The sequence below is a fragment of the Corynebacterium cystitidis genome, from assembly GCF_900187295.1.
Taxonomy (GTDB): Bacteria; Actinomycetota; Actinomycetes; order Mycobacteriales; family Mycobacteriaceae; genus Corynebacterium; species Corynebacterium cystitidis.
In genome coordinates, this window is the sequence record NZ_LT906473.1 from 2,536,584 (window position 1) to 2,558,903 (window position 22,320).

21 protein-coding genes and 2 pseudogenes are annotated in these 22,320 nt (G+C 56.8%); 12 read left to right on the plus strand and 11 right to left on the minus strand.

Annotated features, from left to right (window positions below; translation table 11 throughout):
• Positions 1-4 precede the first annotated feature (4 nt).
• The 7 genes from CKV99_RS11995 to CKV99_RS12025 all read left to right on the plus strand — a co-directional run bounded on the left by CKV99_RS11995 (position 5) and on the right by CKV99_RS12025 (position 5,922).
• Positions 5-1,063: a FecCD family ABC transporter permease gene (locus tag CKV99_RS11995; protein ID WP_092260471.1), complete on the plus strand. Its 1,059-nt coding sequence runs from the start codon at positions 5-7 to the stop codon at positions 1,061-1,063.
• A complete protein-coding gene (locus tag CKV99_RS12000) occupies positions 1,060-1,776 on the plus strand; it encodes an ABC transporter ATP-binding protein (protein ID WP_092260469.1) in 717 nt (238 codons plus the stop codon). Before CKV99_RS11995 ends, CKV99_RS12000 begins: the two co-directional genes overlap by 4 nt.
• Positions 1,773-2,714: an ABC transporter substrate-binding protein gene (locus CKV99_RS12005; RefSeq protein ID WP_092260467.1), complete on the plus strand. Its 942-nt coding sequence runs from the start codon at positions 1,773-1,775 to the stop codon at positions 2,712-2,714. The genes CKV99_RS12000 and CKV99_RS12005 overlap by 4 nt, the downstream gene beginning before the upstream one ends.
• A 2-nt stretch (positions 2,715-2,716) precedes the next feature.
• The gene (locus CKV99_RS12010) at positions 2,717-3,454 is read left to right on the plus strand and encodes a class I SAM-dependent methyltransferase (RefSeq protein WP_092260465.1); all 738 of its coding nucleotides are present in this window, start codon (positions 2,717-2,719) and stop codon (positions 3,452-3,454) included.
• Between the two features lie 68 nt (positions 3,455-3,522).
• Positions 3,523-4,521, plus strand: coding sequence for an App1 family protein (locus tag CKV99_RS12015; RefSeq protein ID WP_092260463.1), 999 nt, complete (start codon positions 3,523-3,525; stop codon positions 4,519-4,521).
• A 76-nt stretch (positions 4,522-4,597) separates the two neighbouring features.
• Positions 4,598-5,008 carry a hypothetical protein gene (locus tag CKV99_RS12020; RefSeq protein WP_092260461.1) on the plus strand — a complete coding sequence of 137 codons (411 nt, stop codon included), beginning with the start codon at positions 4,598-4,600 and terminating at the stop codon, positions 5,006-5,008.
• A gap of 50 nt (positions 5,009-5,058) precedes the next feature.
• Positions 5,059-5,922, plus strand: coding sequence for a hypothetical protein (locus tag CKV99_RS12025; RefSeq protein ID WP_231910041.1), 864 nt, complete (start codon positions 5,059-5,061; stop codon positions 5,920-5,922).
• Between the two features lie 68 nt (positions 5,923-5,990).
• Here CKV99_RS12025 and CKV99_RS12030 read toward each other — a convergent pair whose 3' ends face one another.
• Complete coding sequence (locus tag CKV99_RS12030; protein WP_092260519.1) at positions 5,991-6,299, minus strand: monooxygenase; 309 nt, start codon at positions 6,297-6,299, stop codon at positions 5,991-5,993.
• Between the two features lie 43 nt (positions 6,300-6,342).
• On the opposite strand from CKV99_RS12030, the gene CKV99_RS12035 reads away from it, so the two are divergent.
• The 3 genes from CKV99_RS12035 (at position 6,343) to CKV99_RS12045 (ending at position 8,758) form a co-directional block, all read left to right on the plus strand.
• Positions 6,343-7,743, plus strand: a complete 1,401-nt coding sequence (locus tag CKV99_RS12035; protein WP_092260459.1) for a M20/M25/M40 family metallo-hydrolase — start codon at positions 6,343-6,345, stop codon at positions 7,741-7,743.
• A gap of 14 nt (positions 7,744-7,757) precedes the next feature.
• Complete coding sequence (locus CKV99_RS12040) at positions 7,758-8,090, plus strand: helix-turn-helix domain-containing protein (protein ID WP_231910047.1); 333 nt, start codon at positions 7,758-7,760, stop codon at positions 8,088-8,090.
• A gap of 128 nt (positions 8,091-8,218) precedes the next feature.
• Complete coding sequence (locus tag CKV99_RS12045; protein ID WP_092260515.1) at positions 8,219-8,758, plus strand: hypothetical protein; 540 nt, start codon at positions 8,219-8,221, stop codon at positions 8,756-8,758.
• Here the strand turns inward: CKV99_RS12045 and CKV99_RS12050 are convergent.
• Together CKV99_RS12050 and CKV99_RS12055 are read right to left on the minus strand one after the other, a co-directional pair.
• On the minus strand, positions 8,755-9,474 hold the full coding sequence (locus tag CKV99_RS12050; RefSeq protein WP_092260457.1) for a lipocalin family protein: 720 nt from the start codon (positions 9,472-9,474) through the stop codon (positions 8,755-8,757). The two genes, CKV99_RS12045 and CKV99_RS12050, sit on opposite strands and share 4 nt — an antisense overlap.
• Positions 9,475-9,587: 113 nt before the next feature.
• A complete protein-coding gene (locus CKV99_RS12055) occupies positions 9,588-10,769 on the minus strand; it encodes an alpha-amylase family protein (protein ID WP_092260455.1) in 1,182 nt (393 codons plus the stop codon).
• Positions 10,770-10,840: 71 nt separating this feature from the next.
• On the opposite strand from CKV99_RS12055, the gene CKV99_RS12060 reads away from it, so the two are divergent.
• Positions 10,841-11,464 carry a TetR/AcrR family transcriptional regulator gene (locus tag CKV99_RS12060; RefSeq protein ID WP_092260453.1) on the plus strand — a complete coding sequence of 208 codons (624 nt, stop codon included), beginning with the start codon at positions 10,841-10,843 and terminating at the stop codon, positions 11,462-11,464.
• Here the strand turns inward: CKV99_RS12060 and CKV99_RS14830 are convergent.
• The 4 genes and pseudogenes from CKV99_RS14830 to CKV99_RS12070 form a co-directional block, all read right to left on the minus strand.
• Entirely contained in the window at positions 11,461-11,880 is a 420-nt protein-coding gene (locus CKV99_RS14830) for an SRPBCC family protein (protein WP_231910243.1), read from the minus strand. The two genes, CKV99_RS12060 and CKV99_RS14830, sit on opposite strands and share 4 nt — an antisense overlap.
• Positions 11,881-11,892: 12 nt before the next feature.
• Positions 11,893-13,134: pseudogene (locus CKV99_RS12065) on the minus strand (glutaminase); the annotation flags it as partial.
• A gap of 3 nt (positions 13,135-13,137) precedes the next feature.
• The gene (locus CKV99_RS14835; RefSeq protein ID WP_231910244.1) at positions 13,138-13,584 is read right to left on the minus strand and encodes an SRPBCC family protein; all 447 of its coding nucleotides are present in this window, start codon (positions 13,582-13,584) and stop codon (positions 13,138-13,140) included.
• Positions 13,576-14,817: pseudogene (locus CKV99_RS12070) on the minus strand (glutaminase); the annotation flags it as partial. The pseudogene CKV99_RS12070 and the gene CKV99_RS14835, both read right to left, overlap by 9 nt.
• A 104-nt stretch (positions 14,818-14,921) precedes the next feature.
• On the opposite strand from CKV99_RS12070, the gene CKV99_RS12075 reads away from it, so the two are divergent.
• A complete protein-coding gene (locus CKV99_RS12075; RefSeq protein WP_231910048.1) occupies positions 14,922-17,417 on the plus strand; it encodes a DEAD/DEAH box helicase in 2,496 nt (831 codons plus the stop codon).
• Positions 17,418-17,566: 149 nt separating this feature from the next.
• On the opposite strand, the gene CKV99_RS12080 is transcribed toward CKV99_RS12075, so the two are convergent.
• The 4 genes from CKV99_RS12080 to CKV99_RS12095 form a co-directional block, all read right to left on the minus strand.
• Complete coding sequence (locus CKV99_RS12080) at positions 17,567-19,216, minus strand: FAD-binding dehydrogenase (protein ID WP_092260445.1); 1,650 nt, start codon at positions 19,214-19,216, stop codon at positions 17,567-17,569.
• A 61-nt stretch (positions 19,217-19,277) separates the two neighbouring features.
• A complete protein-coding gene (locus CKV99_RS12085) occupies positions 19,278-20,321 on the minus strand; it encodes a FecCD family ABC transporter permease (RefSeq protein WP_092260444.1) in 1,044 nt (347 codons plus the stop codon).
• Positions 20,322-21,332, minus strand: a complete 1,011-nt coding sequence (locus CKV99_RS12090; protein WP_092260442.1) for a FecCD family ABC transporter permease — start codon at positions 21,330-21,332, stop codon at positions 20,322-20,324.
• Positions 21,333-21,347: 15 nt separating this feature from the next.
• The gene (locus CKV99_RS12095; protein ID WP_092260440.1) at positions 21,348-22,298 is read right to left on the minus strand and encodes an ABC transporter substrate-binding protein; all 951 of its coding nucleotides are present in this window, start codon (positions 22,296-22,298) and stop codon (positions 21,348-21,350) included.
• Positions 22,299-22,320: the final 22 nt, after the last annotated feature.

Sequence of the window (22,320 nt, forward strand, 5' to 3'; positions counted from 1 at the left end):
CAGCATGGCGACAGATGCTTTGGGGTTTCGCGCGTTACGACGCAGGACAGCCATCTGGTCCTTGGTTTTCTTAAGTGCGCTAGTAGTCGCACTGATGGCCGGATTGATTGTGGGGCCTACCCCGTTGCATGTTGGGGACATCTTCACTATCGCTCGCCACCACCTGACAGGGGCGGAACTCCCAGAAGAATTGGGAACCGCCGATGCGATCGTCTGGGATATTCGCCTTCCCCGCATCTTGCTTGGCATGGCCGTTGGGGCTGGTTTAGCGGTTGCGGGTGCGATTCTACAAGCAGTAGTCCGCAATATGCTGGCAGATCCTTACACCCTGGGAATCAACTCGGGAGCATCTACCGGCGCAGCACTAGCTATTTTATTTGGGGCTGGCGCAATTTTCGGTGACCTCGCACTTCAAGGCTCGGCTTTTGTGGGAGCAGCCGCAGCTTCTGTGCTGATGTTTTTCATTGCTCGCTCTGCCGGACGTTTAACTTCGGTACGGTTGCTGATGGCCGGGGTAGCTATTGGTTATGCCTTATCTGCACTAACTTCGTTTCTGATTTTTGCCTCAGACTCGGCTGAAGGTTCTCGCTCAGTCATGTTCTGGCTGCTGGGTTCTCTTGCCTTGGGTCAGTGGGGAGTAGTGCTACCACTAACCGTTGCCGTCGTGCTTGCTATCACTATCATTCTCTGGATGCTGGGGCCCCGGATAGATGCATTGACTATTGGCGATGATGTTGCATTAACACTCGGCATCAACCCAGATCGTTTACGAGTCCAGCTGGTCATCCTCGTGTGTGTGCTCGTTGGAGTAGTCGTGGCTATGGCAGGTTCAATCGGGTTTGTTGGCCTAGTTGTCCCTCATGCCGCCCGGCGACTCGTCGGTGGAGGGCACCGCCACATGCTCCCTGTCTGCGCACTCTTAGGTGCCACCTTGCTGATCTTGGCTGATATAGGCTCGCGTACCTTGTTAGCACCGCAGGAAATTCCGATTGGCATTCTCACTGCTTTGGTGGGGGCTCCGTTCTTACTGCTGTTAATTAGAAGAATGAGTGCCCATCAATGATTACCGTCAAGCACTTAAGTTTCCACGAAATTCTTCAGGACATCTCCCTGGAAATTCCAGAACACGGAGTGACAGGGCTGGTTGGCCCTAATGGATCCGGCAAGACCACCCTGTTGCGCTGTCTTTTTGGTGCAAATCGTCCGACTAGTGGCGAGGTGCTTATCGACGGGCGCAAGCTTTCAACCTTGTCAGCTCGCCAGGTGGCTACTGCCCTGTCGGTTGTTAGCCAAGATCAAGGCGAGCCACCGCCAATGACAGTGGCCGAAGTTGTGCGTTTGGGACGACTGCCGCACAAGGACAATAACGAAAGCTCCATCGTCGAGGCCCTTGAACGGGTGGGAATGGCTGATAAAGCTACCCGCCCTCTCTCACAACTGTCCGGTGGTGAGCGGCAGCGGGTGATGATCGCCCGGGCCTATGTTCAGGATACGAAGCATATGCTGCTTGACGAGCCCACGAACCACCTCGACATTTACTACCAGCTGGAAGTATTCAACCAAATTGCTAATCGGCCCTACAACTCGGTGGTGGTTTTGCATGATCTTAATCATGCGCTGCAGTATTGCGACACTGTTCACCTACTTAATCATGGCCGAATAGTGGCCTCTGGCCCTCCGAACGAGGTGTTAGTCCCTGAAGTTTTGGAACCGATCTACCGGGTGCGGGTGATCCGCACCAGCACCCATCTTCACTTTGAAAGGAAATTTCCATGAGGAAATCACTCTTATCCGTACTACTGGTTTGCCCTTTGATACTTGCTGGTTGCTCTTCCACCGAAGAGGCTGGGAGTACCGATTCCGCAGCGATCGTGGTTGAAAACTGTGGGAATACTGTTGAGCTTGATGGTCCGCCTGAGCGAGTAGTGCTGCAGAAGGCGCCGGCTGTTCTCACCTTGGATGCGCTTGGGGTACTTGATCGTGTGGTAGCAAAAGCAGGTGCCTACCCGGAGGAGTACTACTCCGACGAAATCAACGCCAAGCTCGATGAGATTGAAACCCTGTCTGACAGGCTCGATGCAAGCGGACATCTTGAAATCACCAAAGAAGCTATCATCGCACAAGACCCTGATCTCATTATCGGTTTTAGCGACACAGTCAATGACGATACTGTCACTGAAGCCGCCATTGTGGATGAGGCTGGCTACTGCGAAGACACGAAAGAGGCTTCTTTCGATGACATTTATGACCATATTGACTTGTACGCCACACTGTTCGGCCGAGAGGAACGAGGAGAAGCCTACAAGAAGGAAATCGCCGCGGAGCTGGAAGGTATCGACTCTACAGCAGGCGCAGGCGAAACTGTGGCTATCGTGTACCCGACGGAAGGTGGCGGAACTCTCTACGCTTATGGCACCGGGTCGATGTCGCACCCGATTGTGGAGGCTGTAGGACTGACAAACGTCTTTGCGGACGAAAGCGACCGAGTTTTCGAGATCAGTGCCGAGCAACTGGTGGCGGCTAATCCCGACCGGATTCTGGTCCTCCACCAAACGGATGACTCAATCATTGAAGAGGTATATTCGCTTCAAGGCGCAGACACCATTACTGCTGTCCAGAAAGGGCAGGTTACTCCGATGCTCTTTAACTACTTCGAACCAGCCACCCCGCTGGCCCTAGACGGCATCAAATTGCTGCAGGAGGAGTTACGATAACCATGACATCTGCAGAGCATGACGACGGAAAAATCGCCGATTACTGGAGTGGGCGTGCCACGCATTATCACCACAACCAAGTGACTAGCCTGCGGGCTGAAGCAAACCGCGCCGCGTGGCAGGAAATAATCACCCGCTTCCTGCCACCACCTCCTGCGCGCGTCTTGGACGTCGGTTGTGGTTCCGGTTATCTCTCGCACCAGATGGCCCACCTCGGCTATGAAGTGATTGGTGTCGACTTTTCCGCCAAGATGCTTGACCTGGCGCGCCGGGCCGGGGAATCGTCGTCAAGCACTGCTTCTTTCATGCTGGGTGATGCGCAGCTCCCGCCGGTGCATGGGCCTTTTGACGTGGTTACTTCGCGGTTTCTGCTGTGGACGCTTCCCGATCCGGCGGGGGCGCTGGCCGCCTGGGAAAAACTGTTGGTACCCGGCGGGCGGATCGTTGCTTTCGACGCGAACTGGTTCCCGGCTGGTGCTCATGCGGATGTCTCGGTGGATTCTGACGATGGGGAGGACGCTTTTACCCGGGTCTATGACCGCGATCAGCTCGCAGCTTTGCCCCTGGCCACAGCAACCAGCATCCAGCCCTACCTGGACTTATTTTCGGCCGCAGGGTTAGAGCAAGTGCGGGGCATCGAATTGGAAGAAATTTCTGTGTTGGACCAGAAATTCGGTGTTTCTCGCGGCCACACTATCGTGACACAGTATGGGTTTGTGGGCATCAAACAGAAACAGTAAGGCGAGCCACGCGCAACACCCCGGGCCGCACGCTCTGCAACAAGTCTCGATTCGGTACCTTAGAAAGCATGGGTTTATCTGACATCGTCCGTGCCGCCGAGCGGCGCATTAACCGTCGCGGTGTGCGACGCAAAAGTGAGAATGGGTGGGTTCCGGAAGTTACGGGGTTTACCGGCTACGGCTCCACCCGCCGCGCCCACGTTCTCGGCCGTGTTGTCATGGGTGGACAGCAGGAACCTGACCTCGAGGTGGTTCGCGGCTACCGCCAGTTTTTCACCACACAGGTTCCGCATATCGGTGTGACAGTGCGTCTGGGTGAGCAGGAAGTTCGGTCTGAAACCAACGATAACGGCTATATCGATGTGCTTATTGCCGATCATGGTTTGGACCCCGGATGGCATGAGGCTGAAATCACTGTGGACGGTGGCACTACCGCGAACGCGCCGGTCCAGATTGTGTCGAAAGATGCGCGCATTGGCCTGGTGAGCGATATCGACGACACGGTAATGGTCACCATGCTGCCGCGCGCTGTCTTGGCCGCCTGGAATTCGTGGGTGAAAAAGACCAACACCCGCCAACCTGTGGAGGGCATGGGCGCGTTCTACAACGAGTTGCTTGCCGACGACCCTCACGCGCCTGTCTTCTATTTATCCACCGGCGCATGGAATACCTATGAAACGTTGGTGCATTTCATCAAGAAACATGATCTGCCCGAGGGCCCGTTGCTGCTGACCGATTGGGGCCCCACACCAACTGGATTGTTCCGCTCCGGCAAGGAGCACAAGAAGGTGCAGCTGCGAAATCTTTTCATCGAGTTCCCCGAAATCAATTGGATCCTTGTCGGTGATGACGGCCAGCACGATCCGCTGATCTACGGCGATGCCATTTTCGAGCACCCAGACCGAGTGAAGCAGGTAGCGATCCGCAAACTCAGCGCCCAGGAGCACGTGCTGTCGCACGGTACGATGACGGCCCTCTCACAGCCTGCGCATTACCCGGATACTCCCACAGTGTACGGCCATGACGGCTACGAGCTGTTGCGCAAGTGGCGCTCCCAGCAGGCTTGAACCGGCTGGGGCGATACCACTCGGGGCAATTTTGCTCGGATGGCCGACTAGTTGGCTCTGCGCTATCGTATTACCCATGCGAATTCAGAAGCTCATTGTCCTTACGGCCCTGCCCCTGTTCTCCGCTACGTTGCTTACGGCGTGCTCGTCGACAAGCGTAGAGGCGATGTGCGAGGTCGCCAAAGATCACGAGGAAGACCTCATGGCGGCAACCGACACCACGGATTCCAGCCTTGAGTCCCGAGTCGAACTCGCCGATGCGATGGTCGCATACTACGGCGATTTGGAAGGCGCCGCACCCGGCGACATCAAGGACGCGGTTTCCGCATCGAAGGCAACATGGGAACAGATCCAAGAGCACCTTGCGGCGGAAGACAGGGAGGCCGTGCGCGATGCGATCAACTCGGAAGAGTCAATGCAGAACCAGCAGGCCGTGTACGACTACATGAAGCCAAGCTGCGGCGATATAGCAATGTTCGACGAATAGTCGACTTAGCACCACTCGATGATCTCACTAGATAATTTCAGGACACACTCGTGCTGGGGTTTCGTATTGGAGCTTTAGCGGTAGCCGTCTCGGCTGCCACTTTGCTTACGTCGTGCTCCTCTGCCGATGGTGGGCGGTCGCTTGCCGCTGGTGATGCTTTTCCTCGTACCACGGTCGTGGCGGATTCGTCGTCACCTGGCTCCAATAACTCGTTGACATCCACGCGGGGCACGAAGACCAGCCTGGCGTCGTTAGATCTTGACGACGCTGTGGCCAACCTCGAAGACGAGTACGACGTTGAGATCGGTGTAGCGCTGTATACGCCGAAGACTCAGTACTTTGCGGGATCGCTGAAGACACTGCCAGCCTGGTCCACGATCAAGGTTCCCCTTACGCTGGTGGCGGAGGCGCACTGCGACATCAACGAGCGTTCACGAGAGAACCTGATTCGTGCCTCCTTGGAGTGGTCGGACAATGATGCTGCATGGCGCTTGTTTAAATGCGAGGGAATATCTGAGGAACAGGCCCGCTCCAAGATCGAAAACGTGATCGCTCGGGCAAGTCCGGGTGTAGAGGTCCCCGATGCCTACGGCATGACTGACTGGACCTTCAAAGACCAGGCAAAGTTCGGGTACTACCTCAGCAGACTTCCGGAAAACGTGCTAACGGTCGATGCGATGTACGAGGTGGTAGAAGAGCAGCGTTGGGGTCTCGGCGAGATTGATGACGCTGCGTTCAAAGGTGGCTGGTCTGACGATGATGACGGCTCATTCCACTCCCGCCAGTTCGGGTTCGTCGAACTTGATGGAACCGTGTACGGCATTGCGCTGGGCGCGCGGTCAGAATCGGGTTCGGAAAAGGATAGCCAGGACGCTTTAAGCGACCTGGCTACAGAGTTGGGAACGGTGGGTTAGAGCGCTAGCTGGAAGCACTGGCTGGAAGCGCTGGGCTGTCAGCGCAGCGCCCGCGCGCTAGGTGCGCTCTAACGCGACAGTACTGCGTGGTCGACGGCAGAAAGGCCATCGTTGACCTGGTACTTCACAGCCTTGATGTCGGTGATGCCGAAGCCGCCTAGGCGGTTGGAGTGCTTCTCGATGTAGGTGTCTGCCGCCTCCTCAGAGGTGAACAGGTACACGCCACCGGCAACCTGGCGGGATGGGTCTTCCGTCCAGACCTTCCACACCAGGTCCTTCTCGCTTGCGATATCTTGTGCCAGGTCTGCATATGCTGCTTCTGCTTCGGCACCGTAGGGGCCAGACGATGGAAATTCAAATACGACAATTGTGTTCATGTCCACCATCATAGCGGTTGCTAAGAATTGCTAGTCTGTGCTTATGTCTTCGGGAACCTCTTCGGATAAGTCATCAGTTCAAGAACTGAATCAAGCCACCATCGACCTGCTGCGCGATATGATCCGCAACGCCTGTGTCAATGACCTCACCGCCGATTCTGGCGCGGAAGTCCGCAACGCTGACACTCTCGAAGAGTTTTTCGCCGACGAGATCGCCGCCGGTACCGTCACGGTTGAACGCTTCGAGCCCCACCCCGGCCGCGTCTCTATTGCTTTCACAGTGGAAGGAACTGACCCCGATGCTGAACCATTGACCTTGCTTGGCCACACCGATGTGGTGCCCGTCGATAAGCCCAAGTGGACCCAGGACCCCTTCGGTGCTGAAATCGTCGACGGGAAAATCTACGGCCGCGGTGCCACCGACATGCTTTTCATCACCGCCGCCATGGCCGCCGCGACCCGCGAGGTTGCGGCTATCGCCGCAACGGAAAAGACGAAGCCCTCGGATGGAAACGTCCGCCCGCGTGGCACGCTGACGTTTGTTGGGCTTGCCGACGAAGAAGCCCGCGGCGGCCTCGGTGCGGGATGGTTGGCCCAGCACAAACCGGACGCTTTTTCGTGGAAGAACTGCCTCAGCGAAACAGGTGGTTCGCATTTGTCGGTGAGTGACGGGTCGGACGCATTAATTGTTGTCGTGGGTGAAAAGGGTGCAGCGCAGCGACGCATTCACGTCCACGGTGATGCTGGCCACGGCTCCACCCCGTATGGCCGCGATATGACGGTCGGCGTGATTGGTGAGGTAGCCCGCCGCCTCTGCGCGATTGAACCCGAGGTGTCTTCCAGCGACCTGTGGGAAGGCTATGTCCGCGCCTTCAAGTTTGACCCCGAGACCGAGAAACAGCTGATCAACGGCGAAAACTATGAGGCACTCGGGCCCCTTGCCCGTTACTCGCACGCGATGAGCCACACCACCTACGCCCCCACTGTTCTGCGCGCCGGTGGCGCAATCAACGTGCTGCCCTCGCACGCGTGGGTGGAGCTGGACATTCGTCCTCTGCCTGGCCAGACCCAGGAGGAAATCGATGAGGTGTTGCGCAACGCGCTGGGCGACCTGGCTGACCGCGTGGAAATCGAGCACCTGATCACCGAAGACGCCACCATATCTCCAGCAGAGGGCCCACTGTATGAGGCGATCGTCGACACGTTCCACGAGTTCTTCCCCGACGTTCCCGTGATTCCCACCATCGCCGCCGGAGGCTCTGACCTGCGCTTTGCCCGACGCCTTGGCGGGGTGGGCTACGGTTTTGCACTCCATGCGCGGGAGCGGCTTTTCGACGAAGTCTTAAACCAACTGCACTCCCACGACGAATACGTGGAAGTAGAAGACGTGGAGCTGACTGCCCAGGCATACTACCGCCTGGCCAGGCGATTTCTGGGGATGTAGGCGTGGAACCCAACATGGCGATAAATCAACGCGACCGCCAATACGCCGAGACCCACCAGCTTTTTATTGACGTTGCCTTTAAGCTGTTTCGCGAGAAGGGGTATTCGTCGACAAGCATGAACCAAATCGCGGTCCAGGCTGGATTCTCGCGCACCGCACTGTACCTGCACTTTCCTAATAAACCGGCGATTGTGCTGGAACATATGCGCTTGATGGATGATGACCTGCGGCATGTTGTTCTCTCGCTGAGCAGCGACGTGGGGTACACGCGTGAACAACCTCAGCAGCCGCTGAGGGTGGAAGTCACAATGCAGCTGTCTGCGTGTCGCGGCATGGAAAGGCGATGACGCGCAGGTTTCCACAGTGTGACTTCCACCCTCAGCGACTATTGAAGTAAAACGCCCAATCTCGTCAGTCCCGTTGTCCCCAGGGGTCGCATGTGCCACAGCAATCACTATCGGGTATTGTGCTGGGTATGAAACTTCGCATGACTCTTGCTGGCGTGGCTGCTGCCACCGCCTTCACTCTATCCCCCGCTGTAGCTAACGCTGATGCTATCGACGATGCCCTTGCCAAACTTCCCGCAGGCCAGATCTCTTGTGAGCAGGCCGAGAAGTACTGGACCAATGAGGCAGACTACAACAATAAAGTTGCCCAGGCCCGCACCGTAGCCATGTTCGACTCCCGTGGGCCGCAGATCTTGGATGCTTTGGCGCGTGTCGACGAAGCCGCCAACCGTTGCGGACTTAAAGGCGGTGGTGCCAACCCAGCCCCAGCTAACCCTGCACCGCGACCAGGCACGCCAGCGCCTTCGAAGCCAGCACCAGCACCTTCCGGTCAACTGATCAACTTGGCACCTCAGGGTACCGCCTTTGTTGATGTACCTGTTGCCGATGTTGCGACAGTGCGCGTGCCAGATCTGCTGAATATCATCAAAGACTTGTTGGCAACCTTTAATATCCAGCTGCCAGCTGGATCATCCAATGTCCAGCTGCCGGCTGGTTCCTCGCTCTAGTCTGCTGAAGACAGAGCGGGAGTGCTTGAGGCTGGCAGATCGTTAGCCTTCAAGCAAACAGGCTGAGCGCCATTGTTCCCACCATCCTGTGGAGTGGTGATAAACGCGCATGGCCAGAAGCCACGCTCTTCGAGCACAGTATCTACTTTCTGCCACTGCTCGGCGCTGAGATCTGGTGTGCGTGACAGCACAAACCCGGATAGTCGATCAGGGTCGCCCACGATTGCCAGAGAGTAGTCATCCTCCAGGTAGGTGATGCGGTAGTTGTCCGGGCCGTTGGGGTCTTGGAAGGGCACGCCGGGGAAGTTGACTCGCAGTGAGGCATTGGAGCGTGCATCTGCTGTGCCTTCAATCGCTGATTCATTTCCCAAGATGGTTGTGCAGCTATTGGTCACGCCGATCGTGTCTTGATCCAACACTGTGTATTCAGCGGTAGTGTTGCTGACGCACTGTAGGGTGTAGGGCTGCGGGATTGCAGCCACTTGGTACCAGAATCCGGCGTATTCATTGAGGTCAACCTCTTTGTCGGTTTCTGGCAATGGGTCTGTGGAGAACCCGCTCGGGGCAAGCTGGGAGGAGCCACCGCCAATGCGTCCACCGTCGAGCACTTCGCTGCTGCTTGATTGGGCAAGCGCAGGTACTACGCTGATACTTCCGGCGATAATGACAGTGGCGACAGTGGCAACTGCTCGGCGAATACGGGATGAGTAATCCATGGTGCTTACTTTCTTGTTGTAGAGAGAATTTCGGAACCTGAGGTGATCCCAACGTAGCATGCTTTCATGGCGTGCGTCTTATGGTTTTTGACGAATAACCTTTGCTTCCGCCATCAACTTTGGGGCCACTGGTACTCGGTGACCCCATCAGCATGGATACGCACCCCTGGGGTCGGTTCAAGCCACACGTCTACCTGCAATGTCTCTTCACCATCGGCTTTGTTGGAGACAACGTAGCTCAGCGTCTCATTGGTTGTGGCTTTTACCTCCAGCTTTGCGGTAGCTAGCCACGCGTGACGACGACGCACCCCGATTAATTCTTTGTGCGCTGCAAAAAGCCAGGCGCCTTCGTCGGAAAGCTCGCTTGGTGTTGCTGGCAGGGGTGGGCGCACGGGGTCGTCGGCAGCAAAGCCTTCGCCACGCAGTCCGGTAAAGCCTTGTTCGTCGCCGTAGTAAATTGAGGGGCTGCCGGGCAGCGTCATTAACATGGCAACAGCAGGAATCACCGCGTCCTGGCCCACCTTCGATGCAATCCGATCCACATCGTGGTTACCCACAAAGGTGTTGGTGATCATGTGCTGCGAAAAATCGTGGTGGCGGTTAAGTGCGTGGGTAAGTTCGAAGAAGTTCTTATCAGCGATGGAGCTCCACAGTGCTTTCCATAGTTCATACTGGGTAACCGAATCCAGTGTGCCTGCCTGCGCGATGTGTACATAGTCACCGTGGATGACCTCACCGAGGAAAACGGCATTCGGGTAGTTGTGCCGCACACGCCCTAATACCTCGGCCCAGAAATCAGCCGGAACGGAGTAGGCAACATCAAGGCGCCAACCAGAAATCCCTTTGGCCAGCCAATACTCCATGATCTCCACTACCTTGTCGCGCACCTGCGGGTTCTCATGATGCAGGGTGGCAAGCTGGTCATGGCCTTCCCAGTTCGTATCTCCAGCCAAACCTGCAGCTACTGCCCGGTGGCTGCGATCAACATGGTTGAACACACCATCAAGCATCACGCGGATACCTTTTTCGTTACAGGCGCGCATCAACGCGTCAAAATCCGATTCATCTCCCAGGCGCAAATCAATGTGGAAATGGTCTAAGGTGTCGTAGCCGTGGGTGGCTGACTCAAAGATCGGCCCGAGTAACAGTCCATTGCACCCCAGCTCAATGAGATAATCCAGCCATGGCTCAATCATGCGGAGCCGGTGGCCGGAATCATCGCCTTCACGGTCGCGGATTGGGGCACCAGTAGAACCCAGTGGGTAGAGGTGCCACCAGAGAGTGCTATTCAACATGACAAACTCCTTATTAAGTAGAACTCAGTAACTGTTGTTGAGTGTAGCTCAAACACGCTATGATTGTCACTATGGCTACCGCACAACCAGCACAAACTACTCCACCAAACAAACGCCGCCAGCGGCTCAGCGCCGAACAGCGCAGTCAACAGATACTGGCGGCAGCCGGAGAACTCTTCCGTCTTGCCCCCTACCCAGAAGTGTCCACACAAGCGATCGCTGATGCCTCCGAAACTTCCCAGGCGCTGATCTTTCATTACTTTGGATCCAAGTCCGGTGTCTATTTGGCCTGGCTTGAGTCGGTGTATCAAGCACTGAGCACCCACGTTATTGCAGCAGTGCAGGCACTACCCCCCAATACAAGCAGGCGCGATACTATCCAGGCTGGACTGGAAGCTTTTACTGAGCACATTGCCAACCACCCAGCAGACTGGCTTGCCGCACAACGCTCAGGGGATGAACCGGCCGAAGCCACCCACCAGCGCCTAGAGTGGCGCGATAATCTCCAGGCCTACCTACTGAATCTGCTCCAACCCACGACCGAGCGCGGTAAGTTTGCCATTTCCGGCGGAATCGGCTTCTTTGAGGCAGCCAGCTTCGAATGGGCTGATGGTGGTTTTGTCGAGCAGCAACGCTGGCCCCTGATTGAGGCAACCCTTGGGGCTGTCGAGGGTGCACTGGGCGACTGGGGCTAGGGCTGCAGCGGTGTACCCTTTCCCTCAGCGATCAACGCCGGAAGCGATTCACGCAAGTAGGTGGTCCAATCATTGGAGCCTTCCTGATACGCAGCCTTGTGTGCCTGCAAGCCACGGTGCGTGAAATGCAGCACCGTCGACACTCCGTTTTCGCCCTCAACTTCTTCAAGCTCAAATACTAAAGCCGAGCCAACCCATAAGGAATGCTCCTCGGCATGCCCGGTCTGCTCCACGTGCCACTCCACACGCTGACCGGGATCGGCCTCAACAACACGGTATTGAGAAAAGTGGCCGGGGCGATCAATCTCGAAGGTGCCACCCTCAGTTGATGCATCACCATTGATGTCGGCCACCCACCACTGTGAAGGCTGCACGATTGCGGCGTAGACCTCGTCGGCACGCGCATCAATGCTCACGGTGAGATCAAAATCATGGATTTTATCAGCGTGTGTGCCGTCGGAAAATTCTTTGTCCACCATCACATCGCGGGGATCATAAATCGCCACGGGGATCCCGTCCTCACGGAAACGAAGCAAACCTTCTTTGACCATGCGGCGGCCAATTTTGTTAAAACCAAGCACCCCCGAAATATCGAGCACGAGGCGCTGGCCCGTTAAGCGATACAGGCTGAGCTCATAAAGGACGTTTTCGGCCGCGGTGAAATTGATCATGCCCTGCAAAGTGATCGTGGTGATATCACCTTCGCGCTCAATGGACCGGATTCCCGGGGTGGAGTAGTTAGTGGCACCCATCAAATGCAGGCCCATCTGATCCGACAAGCGCTCAAACGTTAATACGCCACGGACGGAATTGCCCTGCTCGTCGAGACGCGGGGAAAGCGTGGCAATACCCATCTGGCCAGGCATAGTGCCAATCAGCCCGCCGGCAACACCGGACTTGGCAGGAATACCCACCTTGTACATCCAACGTCCGGCCGCATTGTACATTCCTGCTGAACTCATCACAGCCAACGTTTGACGCGCGGCGCGGGAAGAAAACACGCGCCTGCCGGTAACCGGCTGCACACCGCCACTAGCCAAGGTAGCCGCCATAACGGCAAGATCACGGGTGGTGGCCATCACAGAGCATTGCGCGGTATAGCTTAAAATGACGTCTTCAGCCCGGGCCTTCACAATGCCGTGGCTGCGCAACATATAGGCAATGGACAAGTTACGGTCAGCACCGGATAACTCAGAATCACGTGTTTTTACGTCGATATGCAGATCGCGGCCTGCGAGATCACTAAAAAGTTGCTCAATGCGCTCCATCCGGGCCTCAACAGTGGATTCTTTGCCGTTAATCAGCTGGTTTACCGCAATAGCCCCGGCATTAATCATCGGGTTATCCGGACGTTTCGATTCTTCCTCCAAGCTCAACTCGTTAAAAGCTTCCCCGGAAGGTTCCACGCCAACAACCTGGTTGACTTGATCCTCGCCTGCCTCGTCGAGAGCTAAAGCGTAGATGAAGGGCTTCGAAATTGACTGAATGGAAAACTCCACCTCATCATCGCCGACCGAGTACAACCGCCCCGTGCTAGTGCACACAGCCAATGAGAGTTTGTCAGGATCAGCATTGTTCAACTCCGGGATATAGCTGGCCACCTCGCCACCATCCTCGCCACGCACGGCCTCAAGGATTTCGGAGAGATAATCAGGAATGGGCGTGAACATCTTCTATTCACCGTCCGCCTCACGCGGCTTACCCTTACCCTCCGTGACCAAAGCCGGCAGAGATTCACGCAGGTACAGCACCCAATCGTTGGAACCCTCAGTGTAAACCTCCATGTGGTCCTGGAGGCCACGGTGGGTGAAAGTGAGCTCGGTGGCTTCAGGGTTGCCGTCGGCCGGGGCAAACTCGAACACCAAATCGGTGTCATTCCACTCACTGAACTCATCAGCATGCCCTGTTTCATCGACGTGCCATACAATCCGCTCATTCTCCTCAAACTCGGTGACCCGATACTGCGAGAAGTGGTCATGCACTTCCACCTCGAAAATATCGCCTTCATCTTGCGCCTCACCTTCGATGTCGCGCACCCACCAATTCTCCGGGTTGCTCACCGCCTCAAACACCTTCTCCACGGGCGCGTCGATAAGCACTGTGAGCTGGAAGTCCTCCACCTCATCGGCCTGGGTGCCGTCCGAGTACACCAAGTCCGCCATCACCGTGTCCGGGTCATAGATCGCACACTGGTAGCCCTCTTCGCGCAACCGACGCAGGCCTTCTTTCACTACCCGGCGGCCCATGCGGTTAAACCCGGTCACACGCGAGAGGTCAAGCACAATCCGTTCACTGGTGAGGCGGTGTTCGCCCAGCTCATGCAACGCATTTTCGGCAGCCGGGAAGTTCACCATGCCCTGCAGCGCGATCACCGTGGCATCACCCTCACGCTCTATCGAACGGATTCCGGGCACAGCGAAGTAGTTAGAGCTCATCAAATGCAGGCCCATTTCTTTGCTGAGCCGCTCAAAGGTTGCCACGCCACGGGTGGAGTTGCCTTGCTCGTCGAGACGCGGCGAATATGTCGCTATGCCCAACTGTCCGGGCATACACCCAATCAGGCCACCACCCACACCGGATTTGGCGGGGATCCCCACATTTGCCATCCAACGGCCGGCAGCATCATACATCCCGGCGGAACTCATCACCGCGAGCGTGCGCCTAGACGCATCCTCCCCAAACACTCGGGTGCCGGTGATCGGCTGCACGCCACCATTAGCCAAAGTAGCGGCCATCACTGCCAGATCACGCGACGTAATCATAAAAGAGCACTGGGCAATATAGCTATACACTGCATCACTAGGCTCATCCTGGATCATGCCATAACTTTTGAGCATGTGGGCAATCGACAAGTTACGGTAAGCCCCCGCAAACTCAGTATCAGTAATCTCTCGATCAATCGTTAACTCCCGGCCAGCCAAATCAGAAAATAGTTGCTCAATCCGCTCAATTCGCTCATCGACCGTTGAGTCTGGGCCGTTAATCAACTGGTTCACCGCGATAGCCCCCGCATTAATCATCGGGTTATCGGGGCGTTTCGATTCTTCCTCGAGGCTCATCTCATTGAAAGCCTCACCCGATGGCTCCACGCCAACAATCTTGTCCACTTCCTCATGGCCCAACTGGTCCAATGCAAGAGCGTAGGCAAAAGCTTTGGCAATAGACTGCATGGAAAACAGCTGATCATCGTCGCCGACAGAGTAAATATGCCCAGTAGTTGTGCAAATGGCCAGCGACAGTTTGCTGGTATCCACCTCGCGCATCTGCGGGATGGACTGATTCGGCTCACCGCCATCAAGATCGCGGACTTCGTCGAGGATGGTATTCATAAAGTCAGGAATTGGGCTGCGCATGTATGCGAGTCTACGGGTTTTAACCAGGCACGCTGAACTGCCCTAATGAACCAAACCCACAACGCGATCTCCACCCTCAGGTGGGGTCTACTATGCTTTCAGCGGTGAGCTTTGATAGCCAGAACGTGGAACACCTCCTTACCAGTATCGCTGGAGTCATCGACCACTACGAGGCCACCAAGGCCCGTCTTACTGCGATCGGACAAGGTGGCACCCCGCCAACGATTGGAAGCGACGACAACACACGCATCTTTGCCTTCGGCCCTAACGTAGAGACAGCGGCTTACCTTTCCCAATACCAACCACGTCCGCTGGGAGAACTGCGCGAAGATTTCTCGCAGGTGACACTGCCAACGCGCGATCAGTTCAACCAGATGTCCGCCGAAGCACGAAAAGTGCCACGCCACACCGGCTTGCGCAGGTGGTTTACCCGCAGGCCCGTCGAGGGTGAGCAGGCCATAACGCAGCTTAGCGCCATGAACGTTTCTGCCATTCACGCGATCCTCGGCGGGATCGACGCCGCGCTCGGTACTAGCCCTGACGGTAGCTTTGAAGCGCTCCGTCCCGAACAATTCCGAGACTCCATAGAGGCCGACCTCACACGCCTGACAGGCTGGCCAGTGCAGTGGGTGTCGTCGTCACGCGTCAATGCGCATGCCGACGCCGTAGCCCAACTCGATTCGGCCCGCGACCTCGCCCACCGGCTCGAATCAGATGTGCAACACGCAGGACGTGCGTTGGCCAAGCACCAGGCTGAAGCGACCCTGGCCAAGACCGATATCTCGGTGCTGGATCACATCACTGACGGCAGGCTCCGGCTGGGCCCGCTGAAACACCTCACGCTGCGCCAGATCGCCGACGCACAACCGGTGCAACTGCAGCGTTATGAAGGCGTGGGGGAAAAGACGGCCACCCAGGCCATCGCGGCGGCGCGCACCTATTGTGCTGATGTGGTGGAAACTCAAACTCCACACATTGATTACCAGGACAAACTGCCGTCGACGGACTACGTGGTGGCACTCGCACGCCTGCTCACCTTCCGCGACACCATCCGCGACTTGCCAACTGAGGCAATGCAACTGGCCCGCGTGCCCGAAGGCACCCTGGTGGCACTCGCCGGAGAGGACAACCTGCTGGAACAGGTGCGAGTAGAGCCACCATCCATGTTCACCCCGGACCAGGCCTGGGCTCTGTATGCCGTGCGCGCCGCCGAGTTCCACGCCTACGGCGACAGCAGCGCGGGAACCGAAGTGCCCGAGGAGATCGCTGAGCGCATCGCCGACATCCACCTCGGTGGCACCTTGCATGCCAGTCTGCGCGGCTACCAAGCTTTCGGGGCGAAATTCGCTTTAGCCCAGCGCAAGGTTCTTATTGGTGATGAGATGGGTCTGGGTAAAACGATGCAAGCCCTCGCCGTAATCACTCACCTGGCGGCAAAAGGCCACACCACAGCACTCGTGGTGTGCCCGCCTTCACTGCGAATCAACTGGGCACGCGAACTGACCAAATTCACCGATCTTGTCCCCCATGTACTCCACGGGCCTGACAAAGACGTAGCGTATGAAGCGTGGAAGCTTGATGGCGGGGTTGCCATCGCCGGTTTCCCGGAGGTGCGCAACAACCCCGAGCTGACCAGCCGGGTGCTTGATGTGCTCATCGTCGACGAGGCACACCGCGCGAAGAATCCACGCTCGCTGCAGTCCCAGGGTGTACACGCACTCACCCAAGGCGCGGACATTGCCATCTACTTGACCGGTACACCACTGGAAAACAGGGTGAGCGAATTCGAGACCCTGCTGGCCTACCTGGACCCCACGATCGTCGATACGCTCGAAGACCTGCGCGGAAAGCCCAGCGCATTCCAGGCCGCGATCACCAGCGTGTACCTTCGCCGCAACCAGGCCGATGTGCTGGATGAGCTACCACCACTAACTGAGGTTGAAGAGTGGATTGAGCCGAAGCCCGCACAGGTGCAGGGCTATCACGATGCGGTCCGGCGCGGGCATTTCATGGACATGCGCCAAGCGTTCAGCGGCACAGATTCCGCGAAGATGGAGCGCATAACGGAGCTTCTCGATGACGGCGCCGAGGCAGGCAAAACCATCATTTTCACCTATTTTCGTGGGGTGTTGGGCGACCTCATGGCGGTACTAGGGGATCGCGCTTACGGACCCATTGCTGGTGGGGTGAGCCACGCAGAACGGCAGCAAGCCGTTGATGATTTCACAGCTGCTGAGGCTGGCGCGGTGCTTGTCGCACAAATCACTGCTGCAAGCGAAGGGCTGAACATCCAAGCCGCGAACCGCATCATTTTATTCGAACCGCAGCTCAACCCGGCCGTAGAAGCCCAAGCCATCGCCCGGGCGCACCGGATGGGGCAGGTGAACACGGTAGAGGTGCACCGCCTGCTCACCCCGGATTCCCTTGAGGAGCGGCTGGTAGAAATGTTGAACCACAAGCGCACCGTGTTCGACCAGTTTGCACGTGATTCCGCAGCGGCAGAGGCCAACCCCGAAGCCATGGACATTTCCGAAGCACAACTGATCGAACAGGTCATCGCCGCCGAGCGGGAGCGTATCGGGGAACCCGAGCAACTGTAAGTACCTGCGACGGCCGTACGGACAGTACGCGGTCTATGCCCGGACAGTACCCTGGTGGCGACCTTCGCCTTCGCTAAGTTATCGGCAAAACCAGACGAAACCAAAGGCCCACCGGGGTAAACACACCGTCCGCTTCTTTAGTGGCCTCGCTAGCGCCCGAGTGCCTCACCGACGCGCTTACCGGAGTGGATGCACCCTCCTAAGAAAGTACCCTCCAGCGCGTTCTTCCCATGCATCCCGCCGCCACCGAAACCAGCAGCCTCACCACACGCGTACAACCCGGGCAGCACGGAACCATCTGTGTTGAGCACACGCCCATCCAGGTCAGTCTCAATCCCGCCGAGTGTTTTGCGGGTCAAGATACGCAGCCGCACCGAGATCAGCGGGCCGTGTTCCTCGTCCAGAATTTTGTGCGGCGGGGCCACGCGCACGATCTTGTCGCCCAGGAAATTCCGCGCCGTGCGCACGTAGTTGACCTGGGCGTCTTTGCTGAACGGGTTGTCTAGCTGGGCGTCGCGGTCCTCCAGCACTGTGCGCAAGCTTTCTTCGCTTATCGACGACTCCCCGGACACCTCGTGCATCCCGCGGACTAAGTCACTTAGGTTGTCGGCGACAACCCAGTCCTCGCCCTGCTCCATAAATGCTTGGATTGCGGGGTGGGTGCCGGGGCCCAACTTACCGGCTAGTTTCTTCAGGGACTTGTCGGTGAGATCTGGGTTCTGCTCAGAACCAGAGAACATGAACTCTTTGTCTACAATCGTCTTGTTTAGCACAAACCAGGAGTAGCCCCGCCCGGTGCGCCCTATGTGTGCCAGTGCTGCCAAGTTATCGGAGCCGGGAAAGAGGTTCGTCGGCAAGCGATTGCCGCCTGCATCCAACCAGATGGAGCTGGGGCCGGGAATAATGCGGATGCCATGAGCGGACCAGATCGGGTTCCAGTTCATCATTCCTTCCGGGTAGTGCCACATGCGATCAGTGTTGACCAGGTTCGCCCCGGCAGCAGCGGCGATATCGATGCCACGGCCATCAACAAAATCGGGCACGCCCTGAACCATGTCTGCGGGGCAGTCGCCCCACCGCTTATCCGGCCACATCTGGCGCACCTTCTCCAGATTGCCGCCGACACCACCGGTGGCGATCACCACCGACGCACCACGGGCTTCAAAGTGACGCAGCTCCTGCCTATTGGAGGGCGCTCCGCGGTGCGAGTGGTCGTCGGCAAGCTCCATGCCCCGCACCCCCACCACGCGCCCGTCCTCCACAATCAGCTCATCGACGCGGTGGCGGAAATTAAACTCAACTTGGCCACGGGCCTCGGCGGCTTCGAGTGGCTCACGGAACACGCGCACCACCTCAGGCCCAGTACCCCACGTCACATGGAAGCGTGGTGCAGAGTTGCCGTGGCCGGAGGCATCACCACTGCCACGCTCCGCCCAGCCGATCGTGGGGATAATGCGCAGACCCAAGTCTTTCAAGTACGGGTGCATCTCGGTGGCAGCAAAGTGGACAAAAGCGCGGCCCCACTGGCGCGGGTGCAGGTCATTAGGGGTGTCGTCGTAACGCGCGGAGTTCTGCCAATCACGCCAGGCCAATTCTTCACTGTCACGCACGCGCATCAGTTTTTGCTCCGGCGAGCCCGCGAAAAACAGACCACCGAGCGACCAAAATGCCTGGCCACCGAGATTCGCGCGGGATTCCTGGTCGATGAAGACCACCCGCTTACCAGCCTTGACAGCCTCGTAGCCTGCGACAAGGCCCGCCAGGCCGGTACCAACGATGATGTGAGGAGCACTGTGCATGATGCCAAGGGTACAGCTTCAGACTCAGCCGAGTTGCTGCCGCAGTGACAACCTGGCGGTATTAATGGCGTGAGGCCCGTGAACTGTGGTGGCCGATCAAAACGACAAGAGCGATCCCACCAACCACCGAAGTTATTGCGCCGACGGGGACCGCCACAGGTAAGAGCTTCGCAACGACAGCACAAACCGAAAGTAACGCTGCCCCTGCAGCGCCAGCAACACAAGGCGACGGTAGAGCACTACCGGTAAGCATTCGTGCCCCGTGCGGAGCCAACAAAGCCACAAACCCGATAGGACCTGCAACGGAGACGACAACAGCTGCCGTGCCCGTGGTAGCTATCAGCAGCAGGGTTCGCTGAAAACGGATATCAACGCCAAGCATGGTGGCAGAAACATCGTCGTGAGCTAGGACGGGAAGATCTCTAGCACACCACACTCCAATGATGAGAAATGGTACCAAGGCGGTGCACAAAGGAATAATGGCGTCCATCCGAATAAATCCTGTCGAGCCCGCGAGCCAGGTCTGAGCCTCCGCAGCACGGAGAATCTGAGCTTTCAGCAAAAGGTAACTCACTATCGCTTGGCACATGAGCGACAAAGAAAACCCAATGAGCACTATTTTCTGGCTGGTTCCTACGCCTCCCAACAAAGTTAACGTCAGCACGATTGCCAGCGACCCCAGAATTGCTAGTCCTGCACGCCACCAGAAAGTTGGAATGTCTTGCGCGAAACCTGGGAGAGAAGAGACAGTGCCAAATACTACAGCGACTGACGCGCCACCTGTCACCCCAAGAACGTCGGGTGACGCTAGTGGGTTGCGAGACATCGTTTGACTCCACGCCCCAGCGATACCTAAGGCAGCTCCGACAATGACCGTAGCTATACTCACGGGAAGTCGGAGCTCCCAAATAACATTGATTTGGGACGACGTTCCACCGCCGGTGAGAACATCGATAACTTCAGACGGAGAGAAGCGAACTGGCCCTAGACCCAGTAAAGCTAGGTACGCAACCACTGTTATAAAAATTAGAAGCAGCAGCGCTCCCGCTGTACGCAGTCGCTGACGTTTGTGTAGCGTGACCAATCCAGCAAGCGCCGTAACCATTTAGATCGTCTCCTTTTTCCAGCCCAATCCTCGCTTTACCGCGATGATTAGCAAGGGCGCACCGATCATGGAGAGCACGATGGCCATTTCAAGTTCCCCCGGACGCATTATCAGCCGACCAATGATATCCGCCGCAAGAGCAGAAATCCCGCCGAGGAGGGCCACTGGCGTTACTAGAATGACAGTGCGCGGACCAAGCCGAGCCCTGAGAAAATGAGGAACTGCGAATCCGACGAACGCAATCGGACCTGCTGCTGCGGTTGCACAGCCGGCCAAGACGACGATCCCTGTCGTGGCGAGAAGTCGAGCACGCAGAGGTGAACTACCAAGAGCCGTAGACGTTTCTTCCCCCATGGCTAGCAGGTCCAAGGGACGAGCAGCGAGAACCGCTAGAACCAGCCCTAGTAGGAGCCCAATGGCGGCTATTGCAACGTCTTCGTACGTTCTTCCGAATGTCGAACCGACTGTCCAACGCCGCATGCTCTCTAAAACCTCGGTGGAAAACAGGCCGATTATGACGGCTCCTGACTGAAGAGAAGCCGAGACACCGACTCCTGCTAAAACTAACGCTAGAGGGCCGAATGCTCGACGGGAGAAGAAAAAAACTAACAATACAGCGAGTGCGGAGCCGATCAAAGCAGCAACGGTTCTACTTTCAGCGGTCACTGCAAGTCCCGAGACGGCACCTAGAGCAACGAAAAATGAGGCTCCTGCAGTAATCCCGATTATCCCAGGATCTGCTAAAGGATTTCCGGTCCAGGCCTGAGCAAGAAGACCAGCTACCGCGAGGGCAGCACCGACCAAGAAAGCTAGAAGAGTTCTGGGAATACGCAGATTCCACATGATCCCGTGGATATCTGGATTCGCAGTACCACTCAGACCGGAAATAACTTCACCTGGTGCCAACATTCGGGATCCGAGGAATAACGATAAAACCAGCAGCGCGACCGCAGTACAACTCAGAATTACGATAGCTAACTGCTGATTCTTTCTGCCTTTCGTTTGTGACACTCGCTACGGCTTTCCTTAGGAGAGCTGATCGTCAAATTGAGTAATTACCCAAGGAATAGTTACTGGGTTGGGCATACTCATCGCGTTGCCCACGTCATCAGAGAAGTAATGAACCCGTCCATCTTTCACAATGTCTAGATCTTGGAAGGTTTGATCTTGCTTGATTGTATCTACCGCCCCCTGGTAATCAAGAACAAAAAGGTAGTCCACATTGTTGAGCGAAGCGTAGTTTTCTGGTGCGTAGTCTACAAAGAAGCTCGACCCGTCCCCTTCAAGTTCTTCAGGGATAACGAAGCCGAGGCTTTCAATGAATTGCCCGCGGCCGTCGCCTGACGTGTACAGGCCAATTTTCCCCTCATAAGGCATGACCACCGCTGCAGTTTTCCCTTGCAGATCTGGATGGGATTCTTTGAAGCTTGTAAATTCACGGTTTGTATCTTCGATTAGCTTGTCACCCTCTGCCTCTTTATCCACTGCCGCTGCGATCGTCTCTATCTGCACGTCCCAGGGCACCTGCCAGTTTTCGTACTCCTCGGGCTTAACAGTGGTTGGTGCAATCGCCGTCAATCCGTCGTAAGCCTCCTTATCCACCGCGTGGTTGACTGCAATGATCTGCGAGGGATTTGTTGATGCGATTTCTTCTAGAATGTCGGCCGTAAAGCCCTGCGCCGTGTTGTAGATAACTGTTGGTTGGGCATTACCAATCAGGTCTGCAGACCACGGCCCTAGGCCGGGCTCATCCACGTCTCCCTCAGCGCCCCACGGAGCAATGGCTACCGGAACAATATCTAGAGCAAGTAAAGTATCAGCGTCGCCGAGACCAATAGCGGCAATACGCTGGTCGTCAGGGTTGCTATCAGTTGCACCAGAGTTAGTATCACCCTCCCCCTTAGTACAACCAGCGACAACGAGCGCGGCAGAAGCGATTACCGCAAAAGAAGAGGTCAGTTTTTTAGATATACCCATGCTTTCCTACCTTTGGGGTTGA

What these genes read in the sequence shown, in the direction of transcription:
- CKV99_RS12030 (WP_092260519.1), bottom strand. Translation starts at nt 6,299, where the DNA reads ATGAACACAATTGTCGTATTTGAATTTCCATCGTCTGGCCCCTACGGT.
- CKV99_RS12050 (WP_092260457.1), bottom strand. Translation starts at nt 9,474, where the DNA reads ATGGATTACTCATCCCGTATTCGCCGAGCAGTTGCCACTGTCGCCACT.
- CKV99_RS12010 (WP_092260465.1), top strand. Translation starts at nt 2,717, where the DNA reads ATGACATCTGCAGAGCATGACGACGGAAAAATCGCCGATTACTGGAGT.
- CKV99_RS12020 (WP_092260461.1), top strand. Translation starts at nt 4,598, where the DNA reads ATGCGAATTCAGAAGCTCATTGTCCTTACGGCCCTGCCCCTGTTCTCC.
- CKV99_RS12040 (WP_231910047.1), top strand. Translation starts at nt 7,758, where the DNA reads ATGGCGATAAATCAACGCGACCGCCAATACGCCGAGACCCACCAGCTT.
- CKV99_RS12055 (WP_092260455.1), bottom strand. Translation starts at nt 10,769, where the DNA reads ATGTTGAATAGCACTCTCTGGTGGCACCTCTACCCACTGGGTTCTACT.
- CKV99_RS12095 (WP_092260440.1), bottom strand. Translation starts at nt 22,298, where the DNA reads ATGGGTATATCTAAAAAACTGACCTCTTCTTTTGCGGTAATCGCTTCT.
- CKV99_RS12080 (WP_092260445.1), bottom strand. Translation starts at nt 19,216, where the DNA reads ATGCACAGTGCTCCTCACATCATCGTTGGTACCGGCCTGGCGGGCCTT.
- CKV99_RS12060 (WP_092260453.1), top strand. Translation starts at nt 10,841, where the DNA reads ATGGCTACCGCACAACCAGCACAAACTACTCCACCAAACAAACGCCGC.
- CKV99_RS12085 (WP_092260444.1), bottom strand. Translation starts at nt 20,321, where the DNA reads ATGGTTACGGCGCTTGCTGGATTGGTCACGCTACACAAACGTCAGCGA.
- CKV99_RS12015 (WP_092260463.1), top strand. Translation starts at nt 3,523, where the DNA reads ATGGGTTTATCTGACATCGTCCGTGCCGCCGAGCGGCGCATTAACCGT.
- CKV99_RS11995 (WP_092260471.1), top strand. Translation starts at nt 5, where the DNA reads ATGGCGACAGATGCTTTGGGGTTTCGCGCGTTACGACGCAGGACAGCC.
- CKV99_RS12045 (WP_092260515.1), top strand. Translation starts at nt 8,219, where the DNA reads ATGAAACTTCGCATGACTCTTGCTGGCGTGGCTGCTGCCACCGCCTTC.
- CKV99_RS12035 (WP_092260459.1), top strand. Translation starts at nt 6,343, where the DNA reads ATGTCTTCGGGAACCTCTTCGGATAAGTCATCAGTTCAAGAACTGAAT.
- CKV99_RS12005 (WP_092260467.1), top strand. Translation starts at nt 1,773, where the DNA reads ATGAGGAAATCACTCTTATCCGTACTACTGGTTTGCCCTTTGATACTT.
- CKV99_RS12000 (WP_092260469.1), top strand. Translation starts at nt 1,060, where the DNA reads ATGATTACCGTCAAGCACTTAAGTTTCCACGAAATTCTTCAGGACATC.